This is a genomic window from Mesorhizobium sp. G2-6-1, from assembly GCF_055809095.1.
On sequence record NZ_CM147896.1, the window covers coordinates 3,404,087 to 3,430,093 of the forward strand.

A 26,007-nucleotide genomic window follows, 5' to 3' on the forward strand; every position below is an offset into this window, starting at 1 on the left:
TTAGCTATCTGCCTTGAAGTGGCCCGACTTGCCGCCGGTCTTTTCCACCAGCCGGATGCCCGAAATCGTCATGGCGCGATCAACGGCTTTGGCCATGTCGTAAATTGTAAGACACGCGACTGAAGCTGCTGTCAGGGCTTCCATTTCGACGCCAGTCTTGCCGGTAACGCGAGCCAGCGCGGTGACTTTCAAGCCGGGAAGGGCGCTGTCAGGTTCGATATTGACGGACACTTTAGTAAGCAGCAAAGGGTGGCAAAGGGGATCAGTTCATGCGTCTTTTTTGCCGCCATGATTCCAGCCACGCGTGCGGTGCCCAAGACATCGCCCTTTTTGGCATTGCCATCGAGGATCATCTTCAGCGTCTGTGTCTGCATGGTGATGAAGCCTTCGGCGACCGCTGTTCTGGCCGTTTCGGCCTTGTCGCCGACATCGACCATATTCGCCTCCCCGTCAGTGCCAATATGGGTGAGGGATTTGGCATCAGCCATGGGAGGTCTCTTTGGAAGCGGGTTCGAGTCCTAGCAGTTCACGCGTTGCGAGGGCGACATCTCCTTGCCGCATCAGGCTTTCGCCAACGAGAAATGTACCAATCCCGCTTGCGGCCAATCGGCGGCAGTCTTCATGCGAGAAAATGCCGCTCTCACCAATAATCAGCCTGTCGCGGGGCACCATTGGCGCTAATCTTTCGGACGTTTCGAGCGTGGTTTCAAATGTTCGCAGGTTGCGATTGTTGATGCCGATCAGGCGCGAGGTCAATTTTAGCGCACGCTCCATTTCAGTTTCATCATGCACTTCAATCAGAGCGTCCATGCCAAGCGAAAACGCTGTTTCTTCGAGATTGCGCGCCAGTGCGTTATCGACACAGGCCATGATGATCAAAATGGCATCGGCACCCCATGCGCGTGCTTCATACACCTGATAGGGATCGAAAAGGAAATCCTTGCGCAATGCCGGCAATGCAACGGTATTTCGCGCCTTCGTCAGAAATTCGGGCGCGCCTTGAAATGAGGGGGCGTCCGTGAGAACGGAAAGACATGCAGCACCGCCATCGGCGTAAGCCCTGGCGAGCAAGGGTGGGTCGAAATCGGAACGAATCAGCCCCTTTGATGGGCTTGCCTTCTTGATCTCCGCGATCAGCGCGAATTGACCGGCGTCGCGCTTTGCTTGCAATGCTGCCAGAAAGCCGCGCGGGGCATCTGTGTCGCGTGCGCGCGTCTTGATTTCGGCAATGGGAACACGCGTCTTAGCCGCAGCTATCTCGTCGCGCTTATAGGATTCGATCTTGCGTAGAATATCGGCCATTTAGTTGCCCAATGCTCTAATCTAACCGTTGGAAACCTTGACCAGTTTCTCCAGGACCTCGCGCGCTCGTCCGCTATCAATCGCCTCGGCTGATTTTGCGATACCGTCTTCGAGTGTGGTCACCCTGCCAGAGATAACGAGCCCGGCACCAGCATTCATCAATACCGTGTCACGATAAGCACCCGGCGTGCCAGAGATCATGTCTTTCAACGCCTTTGCGTTGAATGGCGCGTCGCCACCGAGTAGCGCCTCTTTCGTGTGTCGTGCCAAGCCGAAGGTTTCCGGCGTCAGTGAAAATGTGCGAATTTTACCGCCGATCATTTCGGCGACCTGCGTTTCGCCAGTCGTGGTGATTTCGTCAAATCCGTCGCCATGTGCGACCCAGACATGCTCTGCGCCCAATTCTCTAAGTGCTTCAGCAACTGGTACGATCCATTCCGGTGAAAACACACCAACCATCTGGCGCTTGACGCTGGCGGGGTTTGACAGAGGTCCGAGTAAATTGAATATGGTTCTGGTGCCGAGTTCGACACGCGTTGGCCCTACATACTTCATTGCAGGATGGTGGGCAGGCGCGAACATGAACCCGACGCCAGCTTCCTCGATGCAGCGTGCGATCATATCCGGTGCGATGTCGATCTTGATACCTAGCGCGATGAGTACATCGGCTGCTCCGGTCTGTGACGACAGGCCACGATTGCCGTGCTTTGCCACAGGTACGCCGCACCCGGCGATGACAAAGGCTGAGGCTGTGGAAATATTGACGCTGTGGGAACCGTCGCCGCCAGTGCCGACAATGTCGATCGCGTCAGCAGGCGCTTTCACGCGCAGCATCTTGTCACGCATCGTCGCGACGGCTCCGGAAATTTCGTTGACAGTCTCGCCGCGAACCCGAAGCGCCATCAACAAGCCACCGATCTGTCCGGGCGTGGCATTGCCGGACATGATGATGTCGAATGCCTCGCATGCTTCCTCAAAAGACAGCGCGCTTCCTGAAGCGGCTTTGGCCAGATGTACTTTAAGATCACTCATCGTACTTTCGCCTGAGAAATTGCCGCGGGGTCGATGGTGACCTTGTACTGGGACTGAAGTTGCGCAACGAGTTGGTCGAGCAGGTCTTCTGACATGCCAGACGCAAACGAGTTCTGTACGTCTTGCGGTAATGAACTTGCATCGGCTCCGACGGGTTCGAATACCTGCGCTACCTTGAATATGATCTTGCCGTTACCGGTTGGTGTGTCGACCACGCCTGAGCCGCCTTCAGCGACTGCAAACATTGCGGCGGCACCTTCCTTGCCGAAGTCTACGTCGTCGGTCTCGCGCTTGAGTCCCCGCTTGGTTTCGGCTTGCAATGACAATTCGCTGGCGATTGCCTGAAGCTCGGTGCCAGCCTTGACGCGTTTTTCAAGCTCTTGAGCCTTGGCCTCGAGCCGCTTGGCGACTTCTGCCGCGGTCCAGTCCGCAACCACCTTTTGTTGCACCTCATCCAGTGTCCGGTCGCGCGCCGGTGTTACCGAATCGACTTCATAGAAGACGAAGCCATTGTCGGCAGTGTTCAGGCTGTCGTTTTCTATGCCTGCTTCGGCATCGAAAACAGCCTTGATGAGCGTAGGCGATTCCGGCAAATCCTTGATGATCGTGCCATCTGGTTTCTGGCCGGCACGGTCGATCGCATCAATGGTTACAACTTTCAGTTTTTGCTTGGATGCAGCCTCCTGCATTGTGTCGCCACCGGCGCGGGCGTCTTCATAGGCATCATGGACGTCGAACAAGATGCGGCTTGCCTCGCCTAAAGCCAAGTCTTTGCGAATCTGGTCCGATACCTCGGAGAGCGGCTTTTCGATCTCGGGCTTTATGTTCGTAACCCGCAGGAGTACCGGGCCAAAGGAACCTTCGACAACTTGGCTGACTTCGTTGACCTCGAGCGAGAATGCGGCATCGGCGATGGCTTTGTCGGAAATCTTGTCCTTTGCAAGCGTGCCAAGAAGGGTGTCGGCAGTCGTCTTGCCCTCTGCCGTTACGATCTTGTCGAATGTCGCGCCACTTTTAAGTGAATCGAGCGCTGCGTTGGCCGTGTCTTTCGATTTGAAAACGATTTGCTCGATCGTGCGCATTTCCGGCGTGGTGTAGCGCGCCTTGTTCTTGTTATAGTCGTCTTCGACTTGCTGGTCTGTGACAGCGCTCAAATCCATGATGTCTTTCGGCTCAAGTCGGACATAGGAAAATTTGCGGTATTCAGGAGCGCCGTAAGTTTTCTTGTTCGCATCGAAATAGGAAGAAAGCGCGCTGTCGGTGGGCGCTTCGATTGGCTCAACCAGCGACTTGGGCAGGGTCAGATAATCCACCGTGCGATCTTCGCCGCGATAGAGCGCCACCGCCTTGAGAAAGGTGTCTGGTGCTTTCATGCCATCCGAGACGGCTTCGACGATTTGCTGGCGTCTGGCAACCTGTCCACGATTCTTCAGATAGTCTTCAGGTTTCATGCCGACTTGGCGCAACACATAATCGAATGTCTGGCGATCGAACTGGCCTCCCGGTCCACGGAAGGCCGGGTCGTCGCGGGTCAGTTGTGCCAGACGATCTTCGGAAATGCCAAGGCCGAGCTTGCGTGCCTGCTCGTCCAGGACCGCACCTGACAGCAATTGGCCAAGCACCTGTCTGTCGAGGCCAAATGCGGTTGCCTGTTCCTGTGTCACGCGCTGTCCGAATTGCTGCGACAAAAGGCTAAGCTGGCGATCATATGCCAGACGGTAGTCATTCACGGAAACGGATGTGTCGCCAACAGAGACGACGGATTCGTGCCCGCCTATAGCGCCAGCAATCCGGCCGGTGATGCCCCATACGGCAAAACTCAGCACCAACAATAAAAGCAGGACCTTCGCGACCCATGTGTTCGCCGCGTTTCTTAAACTACTGAGCATGACCACTTCCGTATTGGGTGAATGAACGGCAATAGCGTCCTTATAGCTCACTGTCGATTGCTTTGTGGTCTGATTTTGGTACTGAGAAGGTCGAACAGAGATGCGCTACCCGGAGATTCAAACAATATGACGCCAGGAATTCACCCGCTTGTGGCCGGTAATTGGAAGATGAATGGAACGGGTGAATCGCTCAATGAACTCCGGATGATCGGCAATGGCTTCATGTCGGGGCTCGATACGGAGACGCATGCTCTTGTCTGCGTACCCGCGACATTGTTGACGCGTGCATCAGAGATATTGTCGAGCACGCCGGTTCGTGCCGGGGGTGAGGACTGTCATGCCAAGGAGAGTGGCGCGCATACGGGTTGTATTTCTGCGGAGATGCTAAAAGATGCAGGTGCGACGCATGTTATTGTGGGCCATTCCGAGCGGCGTGCAGACCAAGGTGAAGACGACGCCACAGTCAATGATAAGGCTTGTGCTGCCTGGCGGGCGGGCCTCGTTGCTATCATTTGCATTGGTGAGACGAAGGCCGAGCGTGAGGAAGGATCAACCCTCGATATCTTGTCGCAGCAAATTGCCGGGTCTGTGCCGCTCAATGCGACGCACGCCAATACGGTGATTGCTTATGAGCCTGTCTGGGCAATCGGAACCGGCCTGACGCCGACTGTTGAAGATGTTGCTTCGGCACATGCACATATACGCGCCAGGCTTGCCGACAAACTTGGGGGCTGCGCAAAGCATGCGCATTCTCTACGGCGGTTCGGTCAAACCTTCCAATGCGCTGGAACTGCTGGGTGTGCAGAATGTGGATGGCGCATTAATTGGCGGCGCCAGCCTCAAGGCGGCGGATTTTCTGGCAATCGCAGAAACCTATCGTCAGATGTAATTGGTGTTTAGCCGCCCGATGCTCTAACCCAGCGCTCACAGGGTGGTGAGGCACGGAGAAACCTGCGACAAACTCGTTGCAATGGGCCTGGCAACGCCCATATTCGAGTGGTGGGCTTGGAAATGCTGTAAAAGCATTGTATTGAGCCGCCCCAAACAGCTGGTCGCGCCCGCGATCGCATCAGGCTTGCCAGGATATGTAATGGAAACCGTTCTAATTGTCGTTCATCTCATGATCGTGCTCGCCCTTGTTGGCGTTGTGCTGGTGCAACGTTCGGAGGGCGGTGGCCTCGACATTGGCGGTGGCTCGGGCTTCATGACGGCGCGCGGTGCCGCCAATGCCCTGACACGGGCGACTGGCATTCTTGCTGCCGCGTTTTTTGCGACATCTTTGCTGCTGTCGATTATTGCTCGCTACGGTGACAAACCCACCGATATTCTCGACCGTGTGCCGGTAACGCAGGGTGAAGCGGGCAAGGGCGTTCTGGATCAACTTCCCGGTGCGACCACGCCTGCACCAGCTACTGCTCCCGCTTCTGACGCCACAACACCACCATCGCCCAGTGATAATGCAGCGCCAGCTGCGCCCGCGGCCGGTTCGGCGCAGCAGCCGGGTGCTGGCGAATCAACAGCGCCCGCCGAGCCACAGGTTCCCAACAACTGACGTTGAGCCTCCCGATTTGGATGCGCCATTGATTACTGTGGTTGTTTGAACACAGTTGCGACAATAGCTGTTTGAACATGACGAAACGCACAAGTCAGATAGTGCTTCTGACTTGAGTGGCGTCCAACTAATCGATTATAGCTTTCTTGCGGCGAGGCTGGGCATTTTTTAGTCCGGAGGGGCCGAAGGCAACAAGCATTTCTGATCGGATATTCGTTATGCAGCTTCGTAGCTTCATTTTTGCTGGCCTTTTGGGGGTGTTTTTCTCGGCACACCTGCATTCGCGGCGGTGCCGGCGGCCGACGTTTCGCTTCCAGTTGCTGCAAACACTTATGTTATAAGCATTGCCGCGCGGAGCCCATCATCGGAATTGAAAATCCTGAAGCGGAAGAAGAAGCCATCGGACGAGGATCTGGCGCGTATTCGGGAACTCGAAGTCAAGATCAAGGCTGATCGGGTTCTGGCCCGGAAAAAAGCTATTGCTGCAAAGAAAGCGGCGATGCGTGAAGTTGCCAAGGCGAAAGCTGTCGCTGCCAGAGAGGCATTTCTTGAGAAGACGAGGCGAAAAGACACGGCGTCCGATTCGTCCGTGGCAAGCGTCAAAGCATCGAAGGCTGCAAAGCCAGCCAAGTCTGAAAAAGTGCGGGTGCCTGCTGAGACAGGCAATATTGCAGTGACCGGCAATAATGGCGAACTGCGCAGCGAACCCACTGGCCAGAAATCGCAAAACAGGGGCCTGTTTGCTGGTTTGTTTGGTGGGTCTTCGGCCTCGACGCTGCTGCCAGAAACGCGCGCTCTTGATGCTGTTCTTGAAAACCGGGAGGCTAAGAGGCCGTTCCGCGTAAAGTCGGAATTTGAACCTCAGGACGTGAAATTTTCCGGCTATGGGGCTGGCACGATCGTCATCGACACGGGCGAGCGTCGCCTCTATCTGGTTGAGTCGGCGTTTACGGCTCGCCGTTATGCCATTGCGGTCGGACGCCAGGGATTGCAGTTCAAGGGAACGGTTGCCGTTGGCGACAAGCAGGAATGGCCACGCTGGATACCCACCAAGGAGATGCAGGAGCGCGAGCCGAAGCATTATGGTCAGTACAAGGATGGCATGGCCGGTGGTCCGGACAACCCGCTTGGTGCGCGTGCCATCTACCTTTACCAGGGCAAAAAGGACACCTACCTGCGCATTCATGGCACCAATCAGCCGCAATCCATCGGTTCCAGTGCATCGAATGGATGTTTTCGCATGATCAACGATCATGTCATGGACCTTTACAGGCGGGTAAAAATGGGCACCAAGGTCGTCATACGCTGACGATCAAAAAGCCACAGGCAAGGGCCGGCACAAGCCGGCCTTTTTATTTGTCAGTTTTGTTATGCCGGGAAAAACAATAGCGGCCGTTTTTTCTCTGGCGGAATCAGTTCGGCCGCGTTAAGCGATGGTTCCCATGGCGCGATATGTTTTCATCACCGGCGGCGTGGTCTCCTCACTTGGCAAAGGCATTGCTTCAGCAGCGTTGGGCGCACTGTTGCAGGCGCGCGGTTATCGCGTGCGATTGAAGAAGCTCGATCCTTATCTGAACGTCGATCCCGGCACGATGTCGCCCTATCAGCATGGCGAGGTTTTCGTCACGGATGATGGCGCAGAAACCGATCTCGATCTTGGTCATTATGAGCGCTTTACGGGCCGTTCCGCCAACAGTCAGGACAACATTACCACTGGGCGCATATACAAGAATATTATCGAAAAAGAGCGTCGTGGCGATTATCTGGGCGCGACCGTTCAGGTCATTCCTCACGTTACTGACGAGATCAAGAATTTCGTCCTCGACGGCAATGAAGACTACGACTTCGTGCTTTCCGAGATCGGTGGCACAGCCGGTGATATCGAGGCAATGCCGTTCCTTGAAGCTATCCGCCAGTTGGGTAACGACCTTCCGCGCAACAACGCCGTCTACGTTCACCTGACATTGATGCCGTATATTCCCACTGCGGGGGAGCTGAAAACCAAACCGACACAGCATTCTGTCAAGGAATTGCGCGGCATTGGCATTGCGCCGGACATTCTGCTGGTGCGGGCCGATCGCGCCATTCCCAAGGAAGAGCGTCGCAAACTTTCCCTGTTTTGCAATGTGCGCGAGTCGGCAGTCATTCAGGCGCTTGATGTGGGCCACATCTATGATGTTCCGATGGCCTACCACAAGGAAGGGCTTGATTCGGAGGTTCTGGCGGCTTTCGGAATTGATCCGGCACCAAAACCGCGCATGGAGCCTTGGCAGGCTGTGTCGCGGAATATCCACAATCCGGAAGGCGAGGTTACCATCGCCGTGGTCGGCAAATATACCGGCCTGAAAGATGCCTACAAATCTCTCATCGAAGCGCTGTCTCATGGCGGTCTTGCCAACCGAGTCAAGGTCAAGCTCGAATGGATTGAGTCTGAGGTCTTCGAGAAGGAAGATCCTTCGCCCTGGCTGGAGAAGGTGCACGGCATTTTGGTGCCGGGCGGATTTGGTGAGCGCGGATCGGAAGGCAAGATTTTGGCGGCGCGGTTCGCGCGTGAACGCAAGGTTCCTTATTTCGGCATATGTTTCGGGATGCAGATGGCTTGCATCGAGGCCGCGCGTTCACTGGTCGGGATTGCCGATGCATCCTCCAGCGAGTTCGGTTCGACCAATGAACCGGTGGTTGGCTTGATGACCGAATGGCTGAAAGGCAACATGCTTGAAAAGCGCAAAGCTGCCGGCGAACTTGGCGGAACGATGCGGCTTGGTGCCTATGAGGCACGCCTGGTAGAAAAATCCCGGATAGCAGATATCTATGGGAGCACCGATATTTCGGAGCGCCATCGGCATCGCTACGAAGTCAACATTGACTACAAGGAACGGTTGGAAGCATGCGGCCTGGTGTTTGCCGGCATGTCACCAGATGGCGTATTGCCTGAAACCGTCGAATATCCTGACCATCCGTGGTTTATCGGGGTTCAATATCATCCGGAACTGAAAAGCCGTCCACTTGAACCGCATCCATTGTTTGCAAGCTTTATTGAGGCTGCGGTTGAACAAAGCAGGTTGGTTTAGAGCATCGGGCGGCAGAATGTTCCCATTTAGCCGCCCGATGCTCTAAGGTCTCTTTGGCCTCGGTGATGAGATGTACCGCCGTCTTGAAACGAGGCTGCCAATGATGCACACCGCCTTTTCATGACCCATCCACTCGACCATCTCGTATTACCGACCGCCAGTCTAGAACTGGCACGGGCGCGCTTGACCGCGCTCGGTTTTACGATCGCGCCAACCGGCGTTCATCCGTTCGGCACGCAAAATTGCTGTGTCTATTTTTCGAACGATACATTCATGGAGCCGCTTGCTGTGAACGATGCGGTTGCCATTGAAAATGCCGTTGCTGCGCGCAACGAGTTCGTGGCGCGGGACCAGCTATATCGTGCAAGATACGGTCAGGAAGGTTTTTCGGCCGTGGTGTTTGGAACCGATGATGCCGATGTCGACCATCGCCGTTATGTAGATGCCGGTTTTTGTGCGGGCGATCGTCTCGATTTTTCGCGCCCGTTTATCGATGCATCGGGCAAACAAGATACAGCATCTTTCAGACTGGCGTTTGCTGCCGGTTCGGATCGATCAGGTACATTTCTGTTTGCCTGCGAACGGGCCAATACACCGACAGTTGATCGAACAGAACTCCAAACCCATACAAATGGTACATTCGCAATCGCCGAAGTCGTCTCGATCAGCGCAGATCCGGCAAAACAGTATCCGCTGCTTGCTATTGCTGCTGGAGCGGACGTTGCGAACGTGCCATCTGCAAGCGGATTGGCTTTGGGAAATGCTCGGTTGACGATTATGGAGCCGAAGGATTTTGCGCACCGTTTCGGTTTTACGATTAGTGACCCATCAGAACTTCGTTTTGAGGCAGTCGTATTTTCAGTTGCGGATTTGGGCAAATTGCGGGTGTTGTTTGTATCCAATGGCGTCAATCACAACATGCACGACAGCCAGATCGTCGTTGCCCCGGCAGCGGGGCAAGGCGCGGTTTTCATTTTCGAGGAAAGAGCATGACAAAGCCCAATGCATCTGTGAGTGCTGGAAGCGTTGCATTCGACAATGCTGGCCCACTGACGCTTATCGCGGGGCCGTGTCAGCTGGAAACGCGGCAGCATGCTTTCGATATGGCTGGCAAGCTGAAGGAACTCGCACAGAAACTTGGCATCGAGCTCGTCTACAAAACCAGCTATGACAAGGCCAACCGCACATCGCTTGGCGGCACGCGAGGAGCAGGGCTTGAGGCCGCACTTCCGATATTTGACGACTTGCGCAAAGAGCTTTCTCTCCCCGTGCTCACTGACGTCCATACTGAGGAACAGTGCGCAATCGTGGCCCCGCATGTCGATATCCTGCAGATACCGGCGTTTCTTTCCCGCCAGACGGACCTACTCATCGCAGCGGCAAGAACCGGAAAAGTGGTCAACGTCAAGAAGGGCCAGTTTCTGGCACCTTGGGATATGAATAACGTGGTTGCCAAGATCGTTGATTCCGGCAATGCCAATGTGCTGGTCACGGAGCGTGGCGCGTCTTTTGGTTATAATACGCTGGTTTCCGATATGCGGGCGTTGCCCATCATGGCCGAAATTGGTGCGCCGGTTATCTTTGATGCAACCCATTCCGTGCAGCAGCCGGGCGGGCAGGGCGGCTCGTCGGGTGGTGAGCGTCGTTTTGTCGAGACGCTTGCGCGCGCCGCCGTTGCTGTCGGTGTCGCAGGGGTTTTTGTCGAAACGCATGAGAACCCCGACAATGCGCCCTCAGATGGTCCCAATATGGTGCCGCTAAAGGACATGCCAGCTTTGTTGGAACGCCTGATGGCGCTTGATCGGGTGGCCAAAGCTTGAGCAATGCGCACTGCCTGATGGGGCGTTCAACGGTTTGAGTTGGCGATCGCCGCAAGATTCAGCGGATGATCTGGACGATCAGGCGCGACGATTTTTCCTGCGTCGCATTTTGATCGTCGCATGATGTCAGGAAAGCCGCTGCTATCAGAAACAGGCTCACGATACCGCTCAACTGAGACATGCGAAACTCCCATGTGTTTCGCTCCCCGCGCATTCGAGACAATATCCGATAATATCGAGATAGGCTTCCCGTTCATCGATGACGAATGGTTTCGCATTCTTTCGCCGCGTGAATCGGCTTGTGGTTACATTTGAAGTAGGAACGGATTGCGTTTTTCCGCACTTTGGCTAAGACGTGGCACGACATTTCAATGATCTGAAAGGGATTTCACATGACCGCCATCGTAGATATCGTGGGCCGCGAAATCCTGGATAGCCGAGGCAACCCGACCGTTGAGGTCGATGTCGTCCTGGAAGACGGCTCGATGGGGCGGGCTGCGGTTCCATCAGGTGCTTCCACCGGAGCGCACGAGGCTGTTGAATTGCGCGATGGCGGCTCACGCTATCTCGGCAAGGGCGTGGAACGTGCCGTCGAGGCGGTGAACGGCGAGTTATTTGATGCGATTGGCGGCATCGATGCCGAAAATCAGATTCATATCGACCAGACCATGATTGAACTGGACGGCACACCGAACAAGAGCCGGCTCGGTGCCAATGCGATTCTCGGTGTGTCACTGGCGGTGGCAAAGGCTGCTTCGGAAGCGGCGGGACTGCCGCTCTACCGATATGTGGGCGGTGCACATTCACATATTCTTCCTGTGCCAATGATGAACATCATCAATGGTGGCGCTCACGCCGACAATCCCATCGACTTTCAAGAATTCATGGTCATTCCAGTCGGTGCACCGACGTTGCGTGAAGCCGTGCGCTGGGGTTCGGAAGTTTTTCATACGTTGAAGAAGCGTTTGAAAGATGCCGGCCACAATACCAATGTCGGTGACGAGGGTGGCTTTGCGCCAAATCTGAAGAGCGCGCAAGCCGCGCTCGATTTTGTCGTGCAGTCGATCGAGAAAGCCGGGTTCAAAGCTGGTTCGGAGATCGCCATCGGCCTTGATTGCGCGGCAACCGAATTCTTCAAAGACGGCAACTACGTCTATGAGGGTGAAAAGAAAACCCGCGACCCCAAGGCGCAGGCCAAATATCTGGCAAAACTCGCTGGCGATTATCCGATCATTTCGATCGAGGACGGCATGGCGGAAGATGATTGGGAGGGCTGGAAACACCTCACCGATCTGGTCGGCAATAAGGTTCAGCTGGTCGGCGACGACCTGTTCGTGACCAACTCCGCCCGGTTGCGCGATGGCATCCGCATGGGTGTTGCCAATTCCATCCTGGTGAAGGTCAATCAGATCGGCTCGCTTTCGGAAACGCTTGACGCGGTCGAGACTGCGCATAAGGCTGGATATACAGCGGTGATGTCGCATCGCTCCGGTGAAACGGAAGATCTCGACGATTGCCGATCTCGCGGTTGCGACAAATTGCGGGCAGATCAAGACGGGTTCGCTCGCCCGCTCCGACCGTACGGCCAAATACAATCAGCTTATCCGCATTGAAGAAGAACTCGGCAAGCAGGCGCGCTACGCCGGAACTTCGATCCTGAAAGCGTAAGTGCCCATTTTGCTTTAGGTCCTGTTGAGTATCGGCGCACGAGGCTGCGTTGGCGCTGATACTCAACAAACCCTAGTGAAAGGGCGGGTTATTTCCCGTCCTTTTTTGCTGCGACTTGCGTTGGAATGTTTCCGTTGTAACCGTCCATTAAGCACAATCAGGCGACAATGGCCCGAAAGGAAATTCGGTTCATGTGGACGCGCCAGCACAAGCAACGAAATACGGGACGGTTGATCATTCCGGTGCTTTGCGCGGTCTTTGTCAGCTATTTCGGATTTCATGCCTATCATGGCGAATTTGGAATGAATTCGAAGTATCAGCTGCAAGCACAGGCGACTGATCTCGAAGCGCGGCTTGCTTCCATAAATGCGCAGCGGGTCGAACTGGAGCGGCGTGTCCGGCTTCTCCATGATGGAACCATGGAAAAGGACATGCTCGACGAGCAGGCTCGCAAGGCATTGAACCTGTCGCATCCCGACGAAGTTATCGTCATGCTTCCGCAAAACGTGAATTAATCTAATTCAAGTTAATTGTACTAATTAGCAATAAAAATAGCCACTTACATGCATGACAGCCATGCATTTTTTCACATAGCGTAATGGTCCTTCCCATGCTAGCTTTTCCCCTCAGTTGGGAGGCTGGATCTCCCGCAATGTCCGTAAAGAGACGCCGACAGGGAGTTGATGCATGGCCACCGCCGCCAGAAAAGCGACAGCTAAATCCAAAGCCGATTCCAAATCTCGAAACCCTTCCGCTCCCAAGCCCGCCGATTTTTCAAAAGACGATGAGATCGCAGCATACAGGCATATGCTGTTGATCCGACGTTTCGAGGAAAAGGCCGGGCAGCTTTACGGCATGGGCTTCATCGGTGGGTTCTGTCATCTTTATATCGGTCAGGAAGCAGTTGTCACAGGCATGAAGATGGCCTTGATCGAAGGCGACCAGATGATTACCGCATATCGCGATCACGGCCACATGCTGGCAATGGAAATGTCGCCGCGCGGGGTCATGGCTGAACTTACCGGACGCCAGGGCGGCTATTCCAAAGGCAAGGGCGGCTCCATGCACATGTTCTCCAAGGAGAAACAGTTTTACGGTGGGCATGGCATCGTCGGCGCGCAGGTCTCTCTGGGGACTGGTCTTGCGTTCGCCAACCGGTACCGGGGCAACAAGAACGTCTCGCTGACCTATTTCGGAGATGGGGCGTCCAATCAAGGACAGGTCTATGAAAGCTTCAACATGGCGTCGCTGTGGAAGCTTCCGGTTATCTACATCATTGAAAACAATCGCTACGCAATGGGAACATCGGTGACGCGTTCGTCTGCCGAGACAGATTTTTCGCATCGCGGTTCCTCGTTCAAAATTCCCGGCGTGAAAATTGACGGCATGGATGTACGGGCCGTTAAATCCGCGGCTGATATGGCCACTGAATGGTGCCGTGACGGCAAGGGACCGATCATCCTTGAAATGCAGACCTATCGCTATCGCGGTCACTCGATGTCTGACCCGGCCAAATACCGCTCGAAAGAGGAAGTGCAGAAAATGCGCGCCGAGCATGATCCAATCGAGCAGGTGAAGGCCCGGTTGATCTCGAAAAAATGGGCGGCGGAAGACGAACTCAAGGCAATCGACAAAGAGGTTCGCGATGTTGTCGCGGATGCTGCCGAATTTGCTCAAAACGACGCGGAGCCGGATGCAGCCGAGCTCTGGACCGACATCGTACATTAAGGGAGAGGGCACATGCCGATCGAAATTCTCATGCCTGCGCTCTCACCGACGATGGAAGAGGGCAATCTGGCCAAATGGTTGAAGAACGAAGGCGATAAAGTGGTTGCCGGTGACGTCATCGCGGAAATCGAAACCGACAAGGCGACGATGGAAGTTGAGGCTGTTGATGAGGGCACCCTCGGAAAATTGCTGATTGCTGCCGGAACGGAAGGCGTCAAGGTGAACACGCCTATCGCGATTCTCCTGGAGGAAGGCGAGAACGCAGACGATATTGGCAAGGCAGTACAGCCTGCCAAGGCAAATTCGCAAGACGCCGCCTCAGAACCATCGACCGAAAAGCAGGTGGCTGAACCCGTTGCCGCCGCCCCCAAGGTTGAGGTTGCGGCGGACCCCGATATTCCCTCTGGCACGGAAATGGTTTCAACGACCGTTCGTGAAGCCTTGCGCGATGCCATGGCTGAGGAAATGCGCCGCGATGCCGACGTTTTCGTCATGGGCGAGGAAGTCGCCGAATATCAGGGCGCTTACAAAATTACGCAAGGCCTGCTTCAAGAGTTTGGAGAGAACCGCGTTGTCGATACGCCGATCACCGAACACGGGTTTGCCGGCGTGGGCGTGGGGGCTGCGATGAGCGGTCTGAAGCCAATCGTCGAGTTCATGACGTTCAACTTCGCCATGCAGGCGATTGACCAGATCGTCAATTCGGCGGCGAAGACGCTTTATATGTCTGGAGGCCAGATGGGCGCTCCTATCGTGTTTCGCGGGCCGAATGGCGCGGCGGCGCGCGTGGCCGCCCAGCATTCGCAATGCTATGCTGCCTGGTACAGCCATATTCCCGGCCTCAAGGTGGTGATGCCTTATACGGCGGCCGACGCGAAGGGGCTGCTGAAGGCGGCCATTCGTGATCCGAACCCGGTTATTTTCCTCGAAAACGAGATTCTCTACGGCCAATCGTTCGACGTCCCCAAACTTGATGATTTTGTGTTGCCGATCGGCAAGGCGCGGGTTCACAAGACTGGCAAGGATGTGACGATCGTCTCGTTCGGTATCGGCATGACCTATGCGCTCAAGGCTGAGGTAGAGCTTGCCAAGATGGGCATTGACGCGGAGATCATCGATCTTCGAACCATCCGCCCGCTTGACCTCGACACCATCATTGCTTCGGTCAAGAAAACAAACCGGCTGGTGGTCGTGGAGGAAGGTTTCCCGCAATCCTCGGTTGGCGATCATATTGCCAATCAGGTCTCGCAGCGCGCCTTTGATTTTCTTGATGCACCAGTCATTACCATTGCTGGCAAGGACGTACCAATGCCCTATGCCGCCAATCTCGAAAAGCTGGCTTTGCCCAATGTTGGCGAAGTGGTCGAGGCGGTGAAAGCCGTCACTTATCGTTAGGTCGGGCGGGAGGACAAGATGCCAGTAAATATTACCATGCCGGCCCTTTCACCCACCATGGAAGAGGGCAATCTCGCCAAGTGGCTGGTCAAGGAGGGCGACAAGGTTTCGCCCGGCGATGTCATCGCCGAAATTGAAACCGACAAGGCGACGATGGAAGTCGAAGCTGTCGATGAAGGCACTGTGGCCAGGATTGTTGTGCCGGGCGGCACCGAAGGCGTTAAGGTCAATGCGCTGATCGCGGTTCTGGCCGAGGAAGGCGAGGATGTTGCTGCTGCTGCGAAGGGCGGTGGGGAAACTTTTGCGAAGGCGGAAGCGCCCAAGGCTGAGGCTGCGAAAGACGAACCAGTAAAAACGGAAAGCGCGAAAGCTCCGCCTAAGCAGGCGGCTTCCAATGGACATGCTGCACCGTCGAGCGGTGAACGGGTATTTGCCTCGCCCTTGGCGCGCCGGATCGCCAAGGATGCCGGTGTCGATGTATCTGCCATATCCGGCACTGGCCCGCATGGGCGTGTTGTGAAGGCCGATGTGGAGGCAGCGGTTGCCGGTGGTGCGAAGGGGACAACTTCAGCTACAGCGTCTGCGCCAGCGGCACCCAAAGCGATGTCGGATGAAGCGGTGCTGCGCCTGTTCGATGAGGGGTCTTACGAACTGGTTGCGCATGACAATATGCGCAAGACCATCGCCAAGCGTCTGGTCGAGGCAAAATCGACGATCCCGCACTTCTACCTGACGCTCGATTGCGAACTGGATGCGCTGTTGGCCTTGCGCAAGCAGTTGAATGATGCGGCACCGATGAAGAAGACCGAAAAGGGCGAGACGCCAGCCTACAAGCTCTCGGTCAATGACATGATCATCAAGGCCATGGCGCTGGCGCTTGTTGCGGTGCCGGACGCCAATGCGTCATGGACCGAAAGCGCCATGGTCAAGCACAAGCACGCCGATGTCGGGGTTGCGGTGTCGATCCCCGGCGGGCTGATTACGCCGATCGTGCGCAGGGCGGAGGAAAAGTCACTGTCTACGATTTCCAACGAGATGAAGGATATGGCCAGCCGGGCGAAAAGCCGCAAGTTGAAGCCGGAAGAATATCAGGGCGGCACGACGGCAGTTTCCAATCTTGGCATGTTCGGCATCAAGGACTTTGCCGCGGTGATCAATCCGCCGCATGCGACGATCCTTGCGGTCGGGGCAGGTGAGCCGCGCGCGGTGGTCAAGGACGGCGAGATCAAAATCGCTACGGTGATGTCGGTGACGCTTTCGACGGATCATCGGGCCGTTGACGGGGCACTTGGAGCCGAACTCATCGGCGCCTTCAAGCGGCTGATCGAAAACCCCATGGCAATGCTGGTGTAAACCCGCGATGAAAACGGTGCTTTGCTATGGTGACTCGCTGACTTGGGGATACAATCCCGAAGGACCGTCGCGGCACCTGCATGAAGATCGTTGGCCAAGTGTGTTGCAAAGCCTGTTGGGGCAAGATGTCAATGTCATTGACGAAGGTCTGAATGGCCGGACAACGGCATTTGACGATCATCTGGCGGGTGCCGATCGCAATGGCGCGCGCATCCTGCCTACGATTCTAACGACGCACGCACCCATTGATCTGGTCATCTTGATGCTGGGCACCAATGACATGAAACCATGGGTGCATGGAAACCCGGTCGCGGCAAAACAGGGCATTCAACGCTTGATCGATATTGTACGGGGCCATGATTATCCGTTCGATGGGGCTGCGGCGCAGGTGCTTATCGTTGCCCCGCCGCGTGCAAGTTGCACCGACAATGTGGAATTCAAGGAAATGTTTGCCGGTGGCGATGCTGTATTTCAGCGGCTTGCTCCGCTTTATGAGGCACTGGCGGATGAGGCGGGATGCGGATTTTTCGATGCGGATGGCGCGGCTGTGACGTCTTCGCTCGATGGTGTGCATCTCGACGCTGAAAATACACGTAATATAGGTCAGGCGCTGGCTCCAGCCGTGCGTCTTATGCTGACACTTTGATCCAAGGAGATATCCGTGGCTGAGAATTATGACGTTATCATCATTGGTTCCGGCCCCGGCGGCTATGTTACTGCGGTACGCGCGGCGCAACTTGGCCTGAAAACGGCAATCGTCGAGCGCGAGCATCTGGGAGGCATTTGCCTCAATTGGGGATGCATTCCGACCAAGGCGCTGCTTCGTTCTGCCGAAATCAAGCATTATGCCGACCATCCCGGCAATTATGGACTCAAGATTGATGGTTCCGTTACGGCGGATATCAAGGCGGTGGTCGATCGCTCGCGCGGCGTTTCGCTGCGATTGAATGGCGGCGTCGGCTTTTTGATGAAGAAGAACAAGGTCGACGTCATCTGGGGTGAGGCGAAAGTCACGAAGCCCGGTGAGGTTGTTGTTGCCAAGACGGCGAAGAAGCCGATGGAACCTCAGCCGCCGGCACCGAAGGGCACGAAAGGTGAGGGTACCTACAATGCCAAGCACATCATCTTAGCCACTGGTGCTAGGCCACGTGCGCTTCCCGGAATCGAACCGGATGGCAAGCTGATCTGGACCTATTTCGAAGCCATGGTGCCGAAAGAAATGCCGAAATCGCTTCTGGTCATGGGTTCAGGCGCAATCGGTATCGAGTTTGCGTCATTTTACCGGACAATGGGTGTTGAGGTGACCGTGGTAGAGTTGATGCCAGCGGTGATGCCTGTCGAGGACGCGGAAGTCTCGAAATTTGCCCAGAAGCAATTCGAGAAGCAGGGCATGAAGATCATTCTTGAAGCCAAGGTGACGAAGGTCGAAAAGAATGCCAATTCCGTTACCGCTCATGTTGAGATGAAAGACGGCAAGACAGAAAAGATCACTGCGGATCGCATGATTTCGGCGGTTGGTGTGCAAGGTAATATTGAAAATCTCGGTCTTGAAACCCTGGGCGTCAAGACGGATCGCAGTTGCGTGGTGGTTGATGGTTATGGCCGGACCAATGTGGCGGGGATTTATGCTATTGGCGATGTTGCCGGACCACCCATGCTTGCCCACAAGGCCGAACATGAGGGCGTGATCTGCATTGAAAAGATTGCCGATGTTGCGGGCGTTCACGGCCTCGACAAATCGAAAATACCCGGTTGCACCTACTGCAATCCGCAAGTTGCGTCGGTTGGCCTGACTGAAGCGAAGGCCAAGGCGGAGGGCAAGGATATCCGCGTTGGCCGCTTCCAGTTCGCCGCCAATGGCAAGGCTATCGCGCTTGGTGAAGATCAGGGTTTCATCAAGACGATTTTTGATAAGAAAACCGGCCAGCTTCTCGGTGCGCATATGGTCGGCGCGGAGGTGACCGAACTGATTCAGGGTTTCGTCATCGCCATGAATCTGGAGACAACCGAAGAAGAGTTGATGCATAGCGTATTCCCGCATCCGACGCTCTCGGAAATGATGAAGGAAAGCGTTCTCGATGCCTATGGCAGGGCGCTCAACGCTTGATGGCGGGCAGGAGATGCCATTGATGGAATGCAGTCGCGACCTTTTCTTTGATTTGAAAAGGATTAGATAACCCTTGCTACGTCACAGCCATAAGGCTTCAAGGAACAATATCGGACGATAAATGGTAACTGTTCTCGACAACATCGCTAATCAGCCACGTGTCAGGCATCCTGAAAAGGCGCACAAGCCCGATCAGGACGTCTTGCGCAAACCTGACTGGATCCGCGTCAAAGCGCCCGTCTCGAAAGGCTATGCAGAAACCCGTGAGATTGTGAAGTCGAACAATCTTGTGACCGTGTGTGAGGAAGCAGGTTGTCCCAACATTGGCGAATGTTGGGAAAAGAAGCACGCTACTTTCATGGTCATGGGCGAGATTTGCACGCGCGCCTGTGCATTTTGCAACGTCTCCACCGGTATTCCGACAGCACTCGACCCAAATGAACCAGAGCGCGTTGCCCATGCGGTCAAGCAGATGGGATTGGCGCATGTTGTCATCACGTCGGTTGACCGAGATGATCTTGCCGACGGTGGTGCGCAGCATATTGCTGATGTCATCCATGCCATTCGCGCCGTGACTCCCGCAACGACAATCGAAATTCTGACGCCTGATTTTCTGCGCAAGGATGGCGCGTTGGAGATTGTCGTGGCGGCCAAGCCGGACGTCTTCAATCACAATCTCGAAACCGTGCCGTCAAACTATCTGACGGTGCGCCCCGGTGCCCGCTATTTCCATTCTATCCGGCTATTGCAGCGCGTGAAGGAACTCGATCCGTCGATTTTCACCAAATCCGGCATCATGGTGGGGCTGGGTGAAGAGCGTCACGAAATCCTGCAATTGATGGACGATCTGCGTTCCGCCAATGTCGATTTCATGACGATCGGGCAATATTTGCAGCCAACCAAGAAGCATCATCGCGTGATCCGCTTTGTTACGCCCGATGAATTCAAATCGTTTGAGACTGTCGGGAAAACCAAAGGCTTTTTACTGGTAGCTTCCAGTCCTTTGACACGTTCGTCACATCATGCAGGAGATGACTTTGCCAAGTTGCGTTTGGCGCGCGAAGCGTCTCTCAAGAAATCAGTGTAATTAGCTGATTTTATGCCAAAGTTTGAAGCTACACGCCGTGTGTCTCATAGCCCGGATGAGATGTTTGCCCTGGTGGCGGATGTCGAGCGTTATCCGGAATTTTTGCCGCTATGCGAAGCGCTTACAATTCAATCGTGCCGCGAGCGGGATGGACGCACCCTGCTGGTTGCGAGCATGAGTATCGGCTACAAGGCGATCCGGGAAACCTTCACCACTCAGGTTCTGTTGAAACCGGATGAGAAGGTCATCGATGTCAAATATATTGATGGGCCATTCAAATATCTCAGTAATGTCTGGCGTTTTGAAGCGGCGAGCGATGGCTGTTTCGTGCGGTTTTTTATCGATTATGAATTCAAGAACCGTTTGCTTGGCGTGGTGATGGGATCGATGTTTGACAGGGCGTTTCGCATGTTTGCGGAAGCTTTCGAAAAACGGGCGGACGCGATCTATAATTCGACGGATGGTGCTTAATTATATGCCGTTGAGTTGAGCGCTCTTAGCCCAATCGTCAGGGCATGTTTGACCGCCTCGCTCCTGATGAAATCGCGGCCACGGCCTTCAAAAATGCGTTGCTCCGTCGTGACAGGCTGACCCGCTACCGCCAAGCCAAACCAGACCAGCCCGACGGGCTTGTTCAAGCTAGCACCGCCCGGTCCGGCAATTCCTGTCACAGCCAAGGCAATGGCAGCATGTGAGCGCGCCAAGGCACCGGCTGCCATCTCCTGTGCGGTTTCAGATGACACGGCACCATGAGCGTCAAGAGTTGCGCCGGATACACCAAGCATTTCCATCTTGGCTTCGTTGGAATAGGTGATGAAACCACGATCGACGACCGATGACGATCCGGCAATATCAGTCAATGCTGCAATGATCATGCCGCCGGTACAGCTTTCTGCTGTTGCCGCGCGGATTTTTCTGCGGGTGCAGGCCTTCAAGAAGCGATCAGCCAATTCGTTCAGGTCGTTCATTCCGGCACCTCGCCGGGAAAGACCACGCTTGCGGTGGCAATCGCGGCAATACCTTCTTCGCGCCCAATGAAGCCTAGCCTCTCATTGGTGGTTGCCTTTACCGAAATACGTTCACCCGATATGCCAAGCATTGAAGCCAGAGTGGATGTCATGGCTTCGCGATGCGGGCCGATTTTCGGGGCTTCGCAAATCAGGGTGATGTCTGCATTGGCGATGCGCCCGCCACGGTCGCGAACCAGTTTGACTGCATGCTCAACGAAGATGTGGGAGGCTGCACCTTTCCATTTGGCGTCCGAGGGCGGAAAATGCGTGCCAATGTCACCGGCACCGCATGTGGCAAGCAAGGCGTCGGTCAGGGCATGAAGGCCGACATCGGCATCCGAATGGCCCGAAAGCTTCTTGTCGTGGGCAATTGCGACACCACAGAGCATGACATGGTCTCCCGCTTCAAAGCAATGAACGTCATATCCATTGCCGGTACGAACGTCCGGGTAGGCACTCGAATTTTGTTGAAGCCGTTGGTCTGCCATCGATATGTCTCTTGCCCATGTCAGTTTGACATTGTCGGGTGATCCGGGGGCAAGCGTCACGGGAATACGTGCCCATTCGGCAATCGCCGAGTCGTCGGTGAAATCCAGTCTGTGGAGTTTGTATGCTTTCTCGTGCGCCTCAAGTATGGGCTGATAAGGGAAGCCCTGAGGCGTTTGTGCCGCGTAAAGACCCGCACGGGAGACCGTTTCACCCACAAAGCCACCCATTGCCTCGCGCTTTAACGTGTCGGCTACTGGCAATGCGGGAAGTGCTCCTTGATCGTCGCTTACCAGATTGATGGTGCGTTCGATCAATTCGAAGTCCGCAAATGGACGCACCGCGTCGTGGATCAACACTTTTGCGGGGCCGTGCGATTTCAAGGCAAGAAGGCCGAGCCGCACCGATTCCTGCCGGGTGGGTCCACCGATGACGACGATAACACGGCCCGCGTGCGAGCCGGTGGCTTGTTGAAACAGGTCGCTGTCGTCGGGGTGAATCGCGACAACGACAACCCCGATTTGCGGGTGTTCCAGAAAAGTGTCCAGTGTTCTGCCTATGACAGTGCGTCCGCCGATAGCGCGGTACTGCTTTGGACCGTCGGCTTGTCCGGCACGCTCGCCCCGGCCCGCCGCAACGATGACCGCTGCGATCTTTCCCGCAGTATCTGCCACCGAATTTCCGCTCGTCTTTGCCATCGCCGACGCTTAGTGGGAGGCCGCGTTGAAGGCCAGCATTTTTAGAAAATCCCCATGTGTCGTGTCATTGTTCATTGCACTTTTCCCACAATATGGCTAGATATTGGGCAGTTGAAAAAGATGCGTGGTTTTTGTGCATGTTCGTATCGGCCAATCTGGCTTGCCCGTTGATGATTGGCGACGTTGAAATTCGCAATCGCGCCTTTCTCGCTCCGATGTCTGGTATCACCGATGCTCCGTTTCGCAAACGTGCCTACGCGCACGGTGCGGGGCTTGTGGTTTCGGAAATGGTTGCCAGTGGCGAACTGGCAAAAGGCCGGGTCGATTGCGGTCGACGTATTCGTCATTCCGGCCTGCCCGTCCATATGGTGCAGCTTGCCGGTCGTGAGGCGTCTCATATGGCGGAAGGCGCCCGGATTGCGGTGGGTGAGGGCGCCGATATTGTCGATATCAATATGGGGTGCCCGGCAAAAAAGGTGACGGGCGGCTATGCCGGTTCGGCTTTGATGCAAAATCTTGATCATGCTTTGACGCTGGTTGATGCGGTGATTGGTGCGGTTGACGTTCCGGTTACTGTCAAGATGCGATTGGGTTGGGATGAAAATGCGCTCAATGCCCCCATGCTTGCCAGTCGCGCCGAACAGGCTGGTGTAAAAATGGTGACGGTGCATGGGCGTACCCGCTGCCAGTTCTACAAAGGCAAAGCTGATTGGCGCGCCATTTCGCGCATCAAGGATGCGGTGTCTATTCCAGTTGTAGCCAATGGCGACGTCGATACACCCGAAGATGCTGCAACTATCCTGGCGCAATCAGGCGCAGATGCGGTGATGATAGGCCGCGCTCACTATGGCACACCCTGGCGGGCTGGGGCGATCATAGCCTCATATTCGGGTGCGCAGGCACCGGGACAGCCGATTGGCAGCGTTGCGCTGGCTGACTATATCGTTGCCCATTACGAGGACATGCTGGCGCTATACGGTATCGAAAGTGGATTACGTCAGGCCCGCAAACATCTTGGTTGGTATATTGACCGGCATATCCGCACTATTGCCGATCAACAACGCAAGGCGCTCCTGACATCAACCGATTATCGGCAAGTCGTCAGCTTGGTGCGCGAGATGTTCACCTCGGGTGTTTGCGATGCAGATGAGCGTGATGCCGCATGAGAACGGCACAAAGCCCATCTATCACTACAGCGGACGCCGCGCAGGTTGTTCTCAATACGATCCGTCGCCCGGTGATCATGGTCGATGCGAATGGATTCATCATCTTCGCCAATGCCGACGCGGAAGACTTCTTCCGATCGAGTGCGGCCATGCTGGCACGAAATAACCTGACGCAACTGGTTCCTTTTGGCAGCCCGCTATTGGCTCTTGTCGAACAGGTGCGAGAGCGCAAAGCACCGGTGAATGAATACCGCGTTGATATTTCGTCGCCGCGCCTCGGCGTTGAGAAAGTCGTCGATCTCTATGTCGCGCCTGTACCTGAATTTGCAGGATCAGTCGTTGTGATGTTTCAGGAACGCTCGATGGCCGACAAGATCGATCGCCAGATGACTCATCGCGGAGCGGCGCGCTCCGTCACGGGTCTTGCTGCGATGCTGGCACATGAGATCAAGAACCCGTTGTCAGGAATTAGGGGTGCTGCGCAATTGCTCGAACAATCTGCGAATGATGAAGATCGTGCACTTACGCGGCTCATCACGGATGAAACCGACCGCATCGTCTCGCTGGTTGATCGCATGGAGGTGTTTTCCGATGAACGGCCCATCGACCGGTATCCTGTAAATATCCACGTTGTTCTTGATCATATAAAGGCGATCGCAAAAAACGGATTTGCCAGCAGAATCAATATTTTTGAAGATTATGATCCATCGTTACCTCCAGTGTATGCAAACCGCGATCAACTGATCCAGGTGTTCCTCAATCTCATCAAGAATGCCGCAGAAGCTGTCGGCGGCGATCCACTGGGCGAAATTACACTCTCAACGGCATTCAAGCCCGGCATACGTGTGTCCGTTCCTGGCAGTCAGGAGCGGGTGTCGCTGCCGCTGGAATTCTGTGTTCACGATAATGGGTCCGGCGTTCCAGACGATATTTTGCCGATCCTGTTCGATCCCTTTATCACCACCAAGCCGAATGGGTCCGGGCTTGGTCTGGCGTTGGTAGCCAAGATCGTTGGTGAGCATGGGGGCATTATCGAATGCGATTCAACGCCGCGTGGGACGACATTTCGCGTGCTGATGCCCGCATGGAAAGAGGTGCCGTTCGATCATGACCTGGACGATGAAGGGAGCGTGCGATGATCAATCAGGAGAGTGCGCCTCAAGGCAGGATACTCGTCGCCGATGATGATGCAGCAATCCGCACAGTTTTGAACCAGGCCTTGTCACGCGTTGGCCATGAGGTTCGCGTCACGTCAAATGCTGCGACCCTGTGGCGATGGGTGGCGGCGGGTGAGGGCGATCTGGTTATCACCGATGTGGTGATGCCGGACGAAAACGCTTTTGACATGCTCCCCAGGATCAAGAGGACACGACCTGATTTACCTGTTGTCGTGATGAGTGCGCAAAACACATTCATGACGGCCATTCGGGCATCGGAGGCGGGTGCCTATGAATATTTGCCGAAACCCTTCGATCTGACCGAGCTGATAGCCATCGTGAACCGGGCGCTTAGCGAGCCACGACGCCCAAAAATCGATGTCCGTGCCGAAGATCAGTCCGAAACGATGCCGTTGGTTGGCCGCTCGGCTGCCATGCAGGACATTTACCGTGTGCTGGCACGCATGATGCAGACCGATCTGACGGTCATGATTGGCGGAGAATCCGGAACAGGCAAGGAACTCGTGGCGCGTGCCTTGCATGAGTATGGCCGCCGCCGCACCGGGCCATTCGTTGCGATCAACATGGCGGCGATCCCGCGCGATCTGATCGAATCGGAACTGTTCGGCCATGAGAAAGGTTCATTCACCGGCGCGCAAAGCCGTTCGTCCGGGCGTTTCGAACAAGCCGAAGGAGGAACTCTTTTCCTGGATGAAATCGGTGATATGCCGATGGAAGCACAAACACGCCTGCTGCGCGTCCTGCAACAAGGTGAATATATGACGGTTGGCGGACGCACGCCGATCAAGACCGATGTTCGCATTGTTGCGGCAACCAACAAGGACTTGCGCACGCTGATCAACAAGGGACTGTTTCGGGAAGATCTGTTTTATCGACTGAATGTCGTGCCGCTGCGCCTGCCGGCGTTGCGCGAAAGATACGAAGATTTGCCCGATCTGGTACGGCATTTCTTCAAACTCGGTGTCAATGACGGTTTGCAGGTCAAGCAGATTTCGGCAAGTGGTCTTGCCTTGATGAAGCGATATCAATGGCCGGGCAATGTGCGAGAATTGGAAAATCTTGTGCGCCGGTTGGCCGCTCTTTATCCGCAAGACGAGATTTCCGTCGAAATCATTGAGGCGGAGTTGAAAGTCGGTGATATGACGATCAATGGCGAAAGCAGCGGTGCCAGTCTGGATAATGTTTCCATCGGTCAGGCTATGGAGTACTATCTGCAACGGCATTTCTCGTCATTCGGTGATGATTTACCGCCGCCTGGCCTTTATCAACGGGTTTTGGCGGAGGTTGAATATCCGCTGGTCCTGGCTTCGATGACGGCAACGCGCGGCAATCAGATCAAGGCCGCCGAACTGCTGGGCCTTAACAGGAATACGTTGCGCAAGAAAATTCGCGAACTTGGCGTCGATACATACAAATCGGCCAGATAGAACCGGATTGGGTCGAGTAGGGTTTGCAGCCCGCTTCT

Annotated in this window: 22 protein-coding genes and 3 pseudogenes; 18 read left to right on the top strand and 7 right to left on the bottom strand. The window is 55.3% G+C overall.

Annotated features, from left to right (window positions below; translation table 11 throughout):
• From moaC to AC0L7S_RS16425, 4 genes and pseudogenes are all read right to left on the bottom strand, one after another.
• Positions 1-488 (bottom strand): annotated as a pseudogene (moaC, locus tag AC0L7S_RS16410) (cyclic pyranopterin monophosphate synthase MoaC).
• The gene (gene trpC, locus AC0L7S_RS16415; protein WP_473471990.1) at positions 481-1,302 is read right to left on the bottom strand and encodes an indole-3-glycerol phosphate synthase TrpC; all 822 of its coding nucleotides are present in this window, start codon (positions 1,300-1,302) and stop codon (positions 481-483) included. Before trpC ends, moaC begins: the two are co-directional and overlap by 8 nt.
• A gap of 21 nt (positions 1,303-1,323) precedes the next feature.
• Positions 1,324-2,334, bottom strand: coding sequence for an anthranilate phosphoribosyltransferase (gene trpD / locus AC0L7S_RS16420; protein ID WP_473471991.1), 1,011 nt, complete (start codon positions 2,332-2,334; stop codon positions 1,324-1,326).
• Positions 2,331-4,223 (bottom strand): SurA N-terminal domain-containing protein, encoded by a 1,893-nt coding sequence (locus tag AC0L7S_RS16425; RefSeq protein WP_473474334.1) that lies wholly within the window; start codon positions 4,221-4,223, stop codon positions 2,331-2,333. The genes trpD and AC0L7S_RS16425 overlap by 4 nt, the downstream gene beginning before the upstream one ends.
• Positions 4,224-4,349: 126 nt before the next feature.
• On the opposite strand from AC0L7S_RS16425, the pseudogene tpiA reads away from it, so the two are divergent.
• From tpiA to kdsA, 6 genes and pseudogenes are all read left to right on the top strand, one after another.
• Positions 4,350-5,112, top strand: a pseudogene (gene tpiA / locus AC0L7S_RS16430) (triose-phosphate isomerase).
• Positions 5,113-5,313: 201 nt separating this feature from the next.
• Positions 5,314-5,775, top strand: coding sequence for a preprotein translocase subunit SecG (gene secG, locus AC0L7S_RS16435; RefSeq protein WP_473471992.1), 462 nt, complete (start codon positions 5,314-5,316; stop codon positions 5,773-5,775).
• Positions 5,776-6,145: 370 nt separating this feature from the next.
• Entirely contained in the window at positions 6,146-7,084 is a 939-nt protein-coding gene (locus tag AC0L7S_RS16440) for a L,D-transpeptidase (protein WP_473471993.1), read from the top strand.
• A 124-nt stretch (positions 7,085-7,208) separates the two neighbouring features.
• Positions 7,209-8,846, top strand: a complete 1,638-nt coding sequence (locus AC0L7S_RS16445) for a CTP synthase (RefSeq protein ID WP_473471994.1) — start codon at positions 7,209-7,211, stop codon at positions 8,844-8,846.
• Between the two features lie 120 nt (positions 8,847-8,966).
• Entirely contained in the window at positions 8,967-9,839 is an 873-nt protein-coding gene (locus AC0L7S_RS16450; RefSeq protein ID WP_473471995.1) for a VOC family protein, read from the top strand.
• Positions 9,836-10,666, top strand: coding sequence for a 3-deoxy-8-phosphooctulonate synthase (gene kdsA / locus AC0L7S_RS16455; RefSeq protein WP_473471996.1), 831 nt, complete (start codon positions 9,836-9,838; stop codon positions 10,664-10,666). Before AC0L7S_RS16450 ends, kdsA begins: the two co-directional genes overlap by 4 nt.
• 58 nt (positions 10,667-10,724) lie before the next feature.
• Here the strand turns inward: kdsA and AC0L7S_RS16460 are convergent, their stop codons facing one another.
• Complete coding sequence (locus AC0L7S_RS16460) at positions 10,725-10,847, bottom strand: hypothetical protein (RefSeq protein WP_473471997.1); 123 nt, start codon at positions 10,845-10,847, stop codon at positions 10,725-10,727.
• Positions 10,848-11,058: 211 nt separating this feature from the next.
• On the opposite strand from AC0L7S_RS16460, the pseudogene eno reads away from it, so the two are divergent.
• From eno to AC0L7S_RS16505, 9 genes and pseudogenes are all read left to right on the top strand, one after another.
• Positions 11,059-12,334 (top strand): annotated as a pseudogene (gene eno, locus AC0L7S_RS16465) (phosphopyruvate hydratase).
• A 191-nt stretch (positions 12,335-12,525) separates the two neighbouring features.
• Entirely contained in the window at positions 12,526-12,849 is a 324-nt protein-coding gene (locus AC0L7S_RS16470; protein WP_473471998.1) for an FtsB family cell division protein, read from the top strand.
• A gap of 172 nt (positions 12,850-13,021) precedes the next feature.
• Entirely contained in the window at positions 13,022-14,062 is a 1,041-nt protein-coding gene (gene pdhA, locus AC0L7S_RS16475; protein WP_473471999.1) for a pyruvate dehydrogenase (acetyl-transferring) E1 component subunit alpha, read from the top strand.
• Between the two features lie 12 nt (positions 14,063-14,074).
• Complete coding sequence (locus tag AC0L7S_RS16480) at positions 14,075-15,457, top strand: pyruvate dehydrogenase complex E1 component subunit beta (RefSeq protein ID WP_473472000.1); 1,383 nt, start codon at positions 14,075-14,077, stop codon at positions 15,455-15,457.
• Between the two features lie 18 nt (positions 15,458-15,475).
• Positions 15,476-16,810, top strand: coding sequence for a pyruvate dehydrogenase complex dihydrolipoamide acetyltransferase (locus tag AC0L7S_RS16485; protein WP_473472001.1), 1,335 nt, complete (start codon positions 15,476-15,478; stop codon positions 16,808-16,810).
• Positions 16,811-16,817: 7 nt separating this feature from the next.
• A complete protein-coding gene (locus tag AC0L7S_RS16490; protein ID WP_473472002.1) occupies positions 16,818-17,456 on the top strand; it encodes an SGNH/GDSL hydrolase family protein in 639 nt (212 codons plus the stop codon).
• 15 nt (positions 17,457-17,471) lie between these two features.
• Complete coding sequence (gene lpdA, locus AC0L7S_RS16495) at positions 17,472-18,917, top strand: dihydrolipoyl dehydrogenase (protein WP_473472003.1); 1,446 nt, start codon at positions 17,472-17,474, stop codon at positions 18,915-18,917.
• Between the two features lie 121 nt (positions 18,918-19,038).
• A complete protein-coding gene (gene lipA / locus AC0L7S_RS16500; RefSeq protein ID WP_473472004.1) occupies positions 19,039-20,004 on the top strand; it encodes a lipoyl synthase in 966 nt (321 codons plus the stop codon).
• A 12-nt stretch (positions 20,005-20,016) separates the two neighbouring features.
• Positions 20,017-20,475 (top strand): type II toxin-antitoxin system RatA family toxin, encoded by a 459-nt coding sequence (locus AC0L7S_RS16505; protein WP_473472006.1) that lies wholly within the window; start codon positions 20,017-20,019, stop codon positions 20,473-20,475.
• Here AC0L7S_RS16505 and AC0L7S_RS16510 read toward each other — a convergent pair.
• Positions 20,472-20,972 (bottom strand): CinA family protein, encoded by a 501-nt coding sequence (locus AC0L7S_RS16510; protein ID WP_473472008.1) that lies wholly within the window; start codon positions 20,970-20,972, stop codon positions 20,472-20,474. The two genes, AC0L7S_RS16505 and AC0L7S_RS16510, sit on opposite strands and share 4 nt — an antisense overlap.
• Positions 20,969-22,198: a bifunctional 2-C-methyl-D-erythritol 4-phosphate cytidylyltransferase/2-C-methyl-D-erythritol 2,4-cyclodiphosphate synthase gene (locus tag AC0L7S_RS16515; protein ID WP_473472009.1), complete on the bottom strand. Its 1,230-nt coding sequence runs from the start codon at positions 22,196-22,198 to the stop codon at positions 20,969-20,971. The genes AC0L7S_RS16510 and AC0L7S_RS16515 overlap by 4 nt, the downstream gene beginning before the upstream one ends.
• 137 nt (positions 22,199-22,335) lie before the next feature.
• On the opposite strand from AC0L7S_RS16515, the gene dusB reads away from it, so the two are divergent.
• From dusB to ntrC, 3 genes are read left to right on the top strand one after another with little or no spacing between them, the layout of a single operon-like run.
• Complete coding sequence (dusB, locus tag AC0L7S_RS16520; protein WP_473472010.1) at positions 22,336-23,364, top strand: tRNA dihydrouridine synthase DusB; 1,029 nt, start codon at positions 22,336-22,338, stop codon at positions 23,362-23,364.
• A complete protein-coding gene (locus AC0L7S_RS16525; RefSeq protein WP_473472011.1) occupies positions 23,361-24,503 on the top strand; it encodes a two-component system sensor histidine kinase NtrB in 1,143 nt (380 codons plus the stop codon). Before dusB ends, AC0L7S_RS16525 begins: the two co-directional genes overlap by 4 nt.
• Positions 24,500-25,969, top strand: a complete 1,470-nt coding sequence (gene ntrC / locus AC0L7S_RS16530; RefSeq protein ID WP_473472012.1) for a nitrogen regulation protein NR(I) — start codon at positions 24,500-24,502, stop codon at positions 25,967-25,969. The genes AC0L7S_RS16525 and ntrC overlap by 4 nt, the downstream gene beginning before the upstream one ends.
• Positions 25,970-26,007 lie beyond the last annotated feature (38 nt).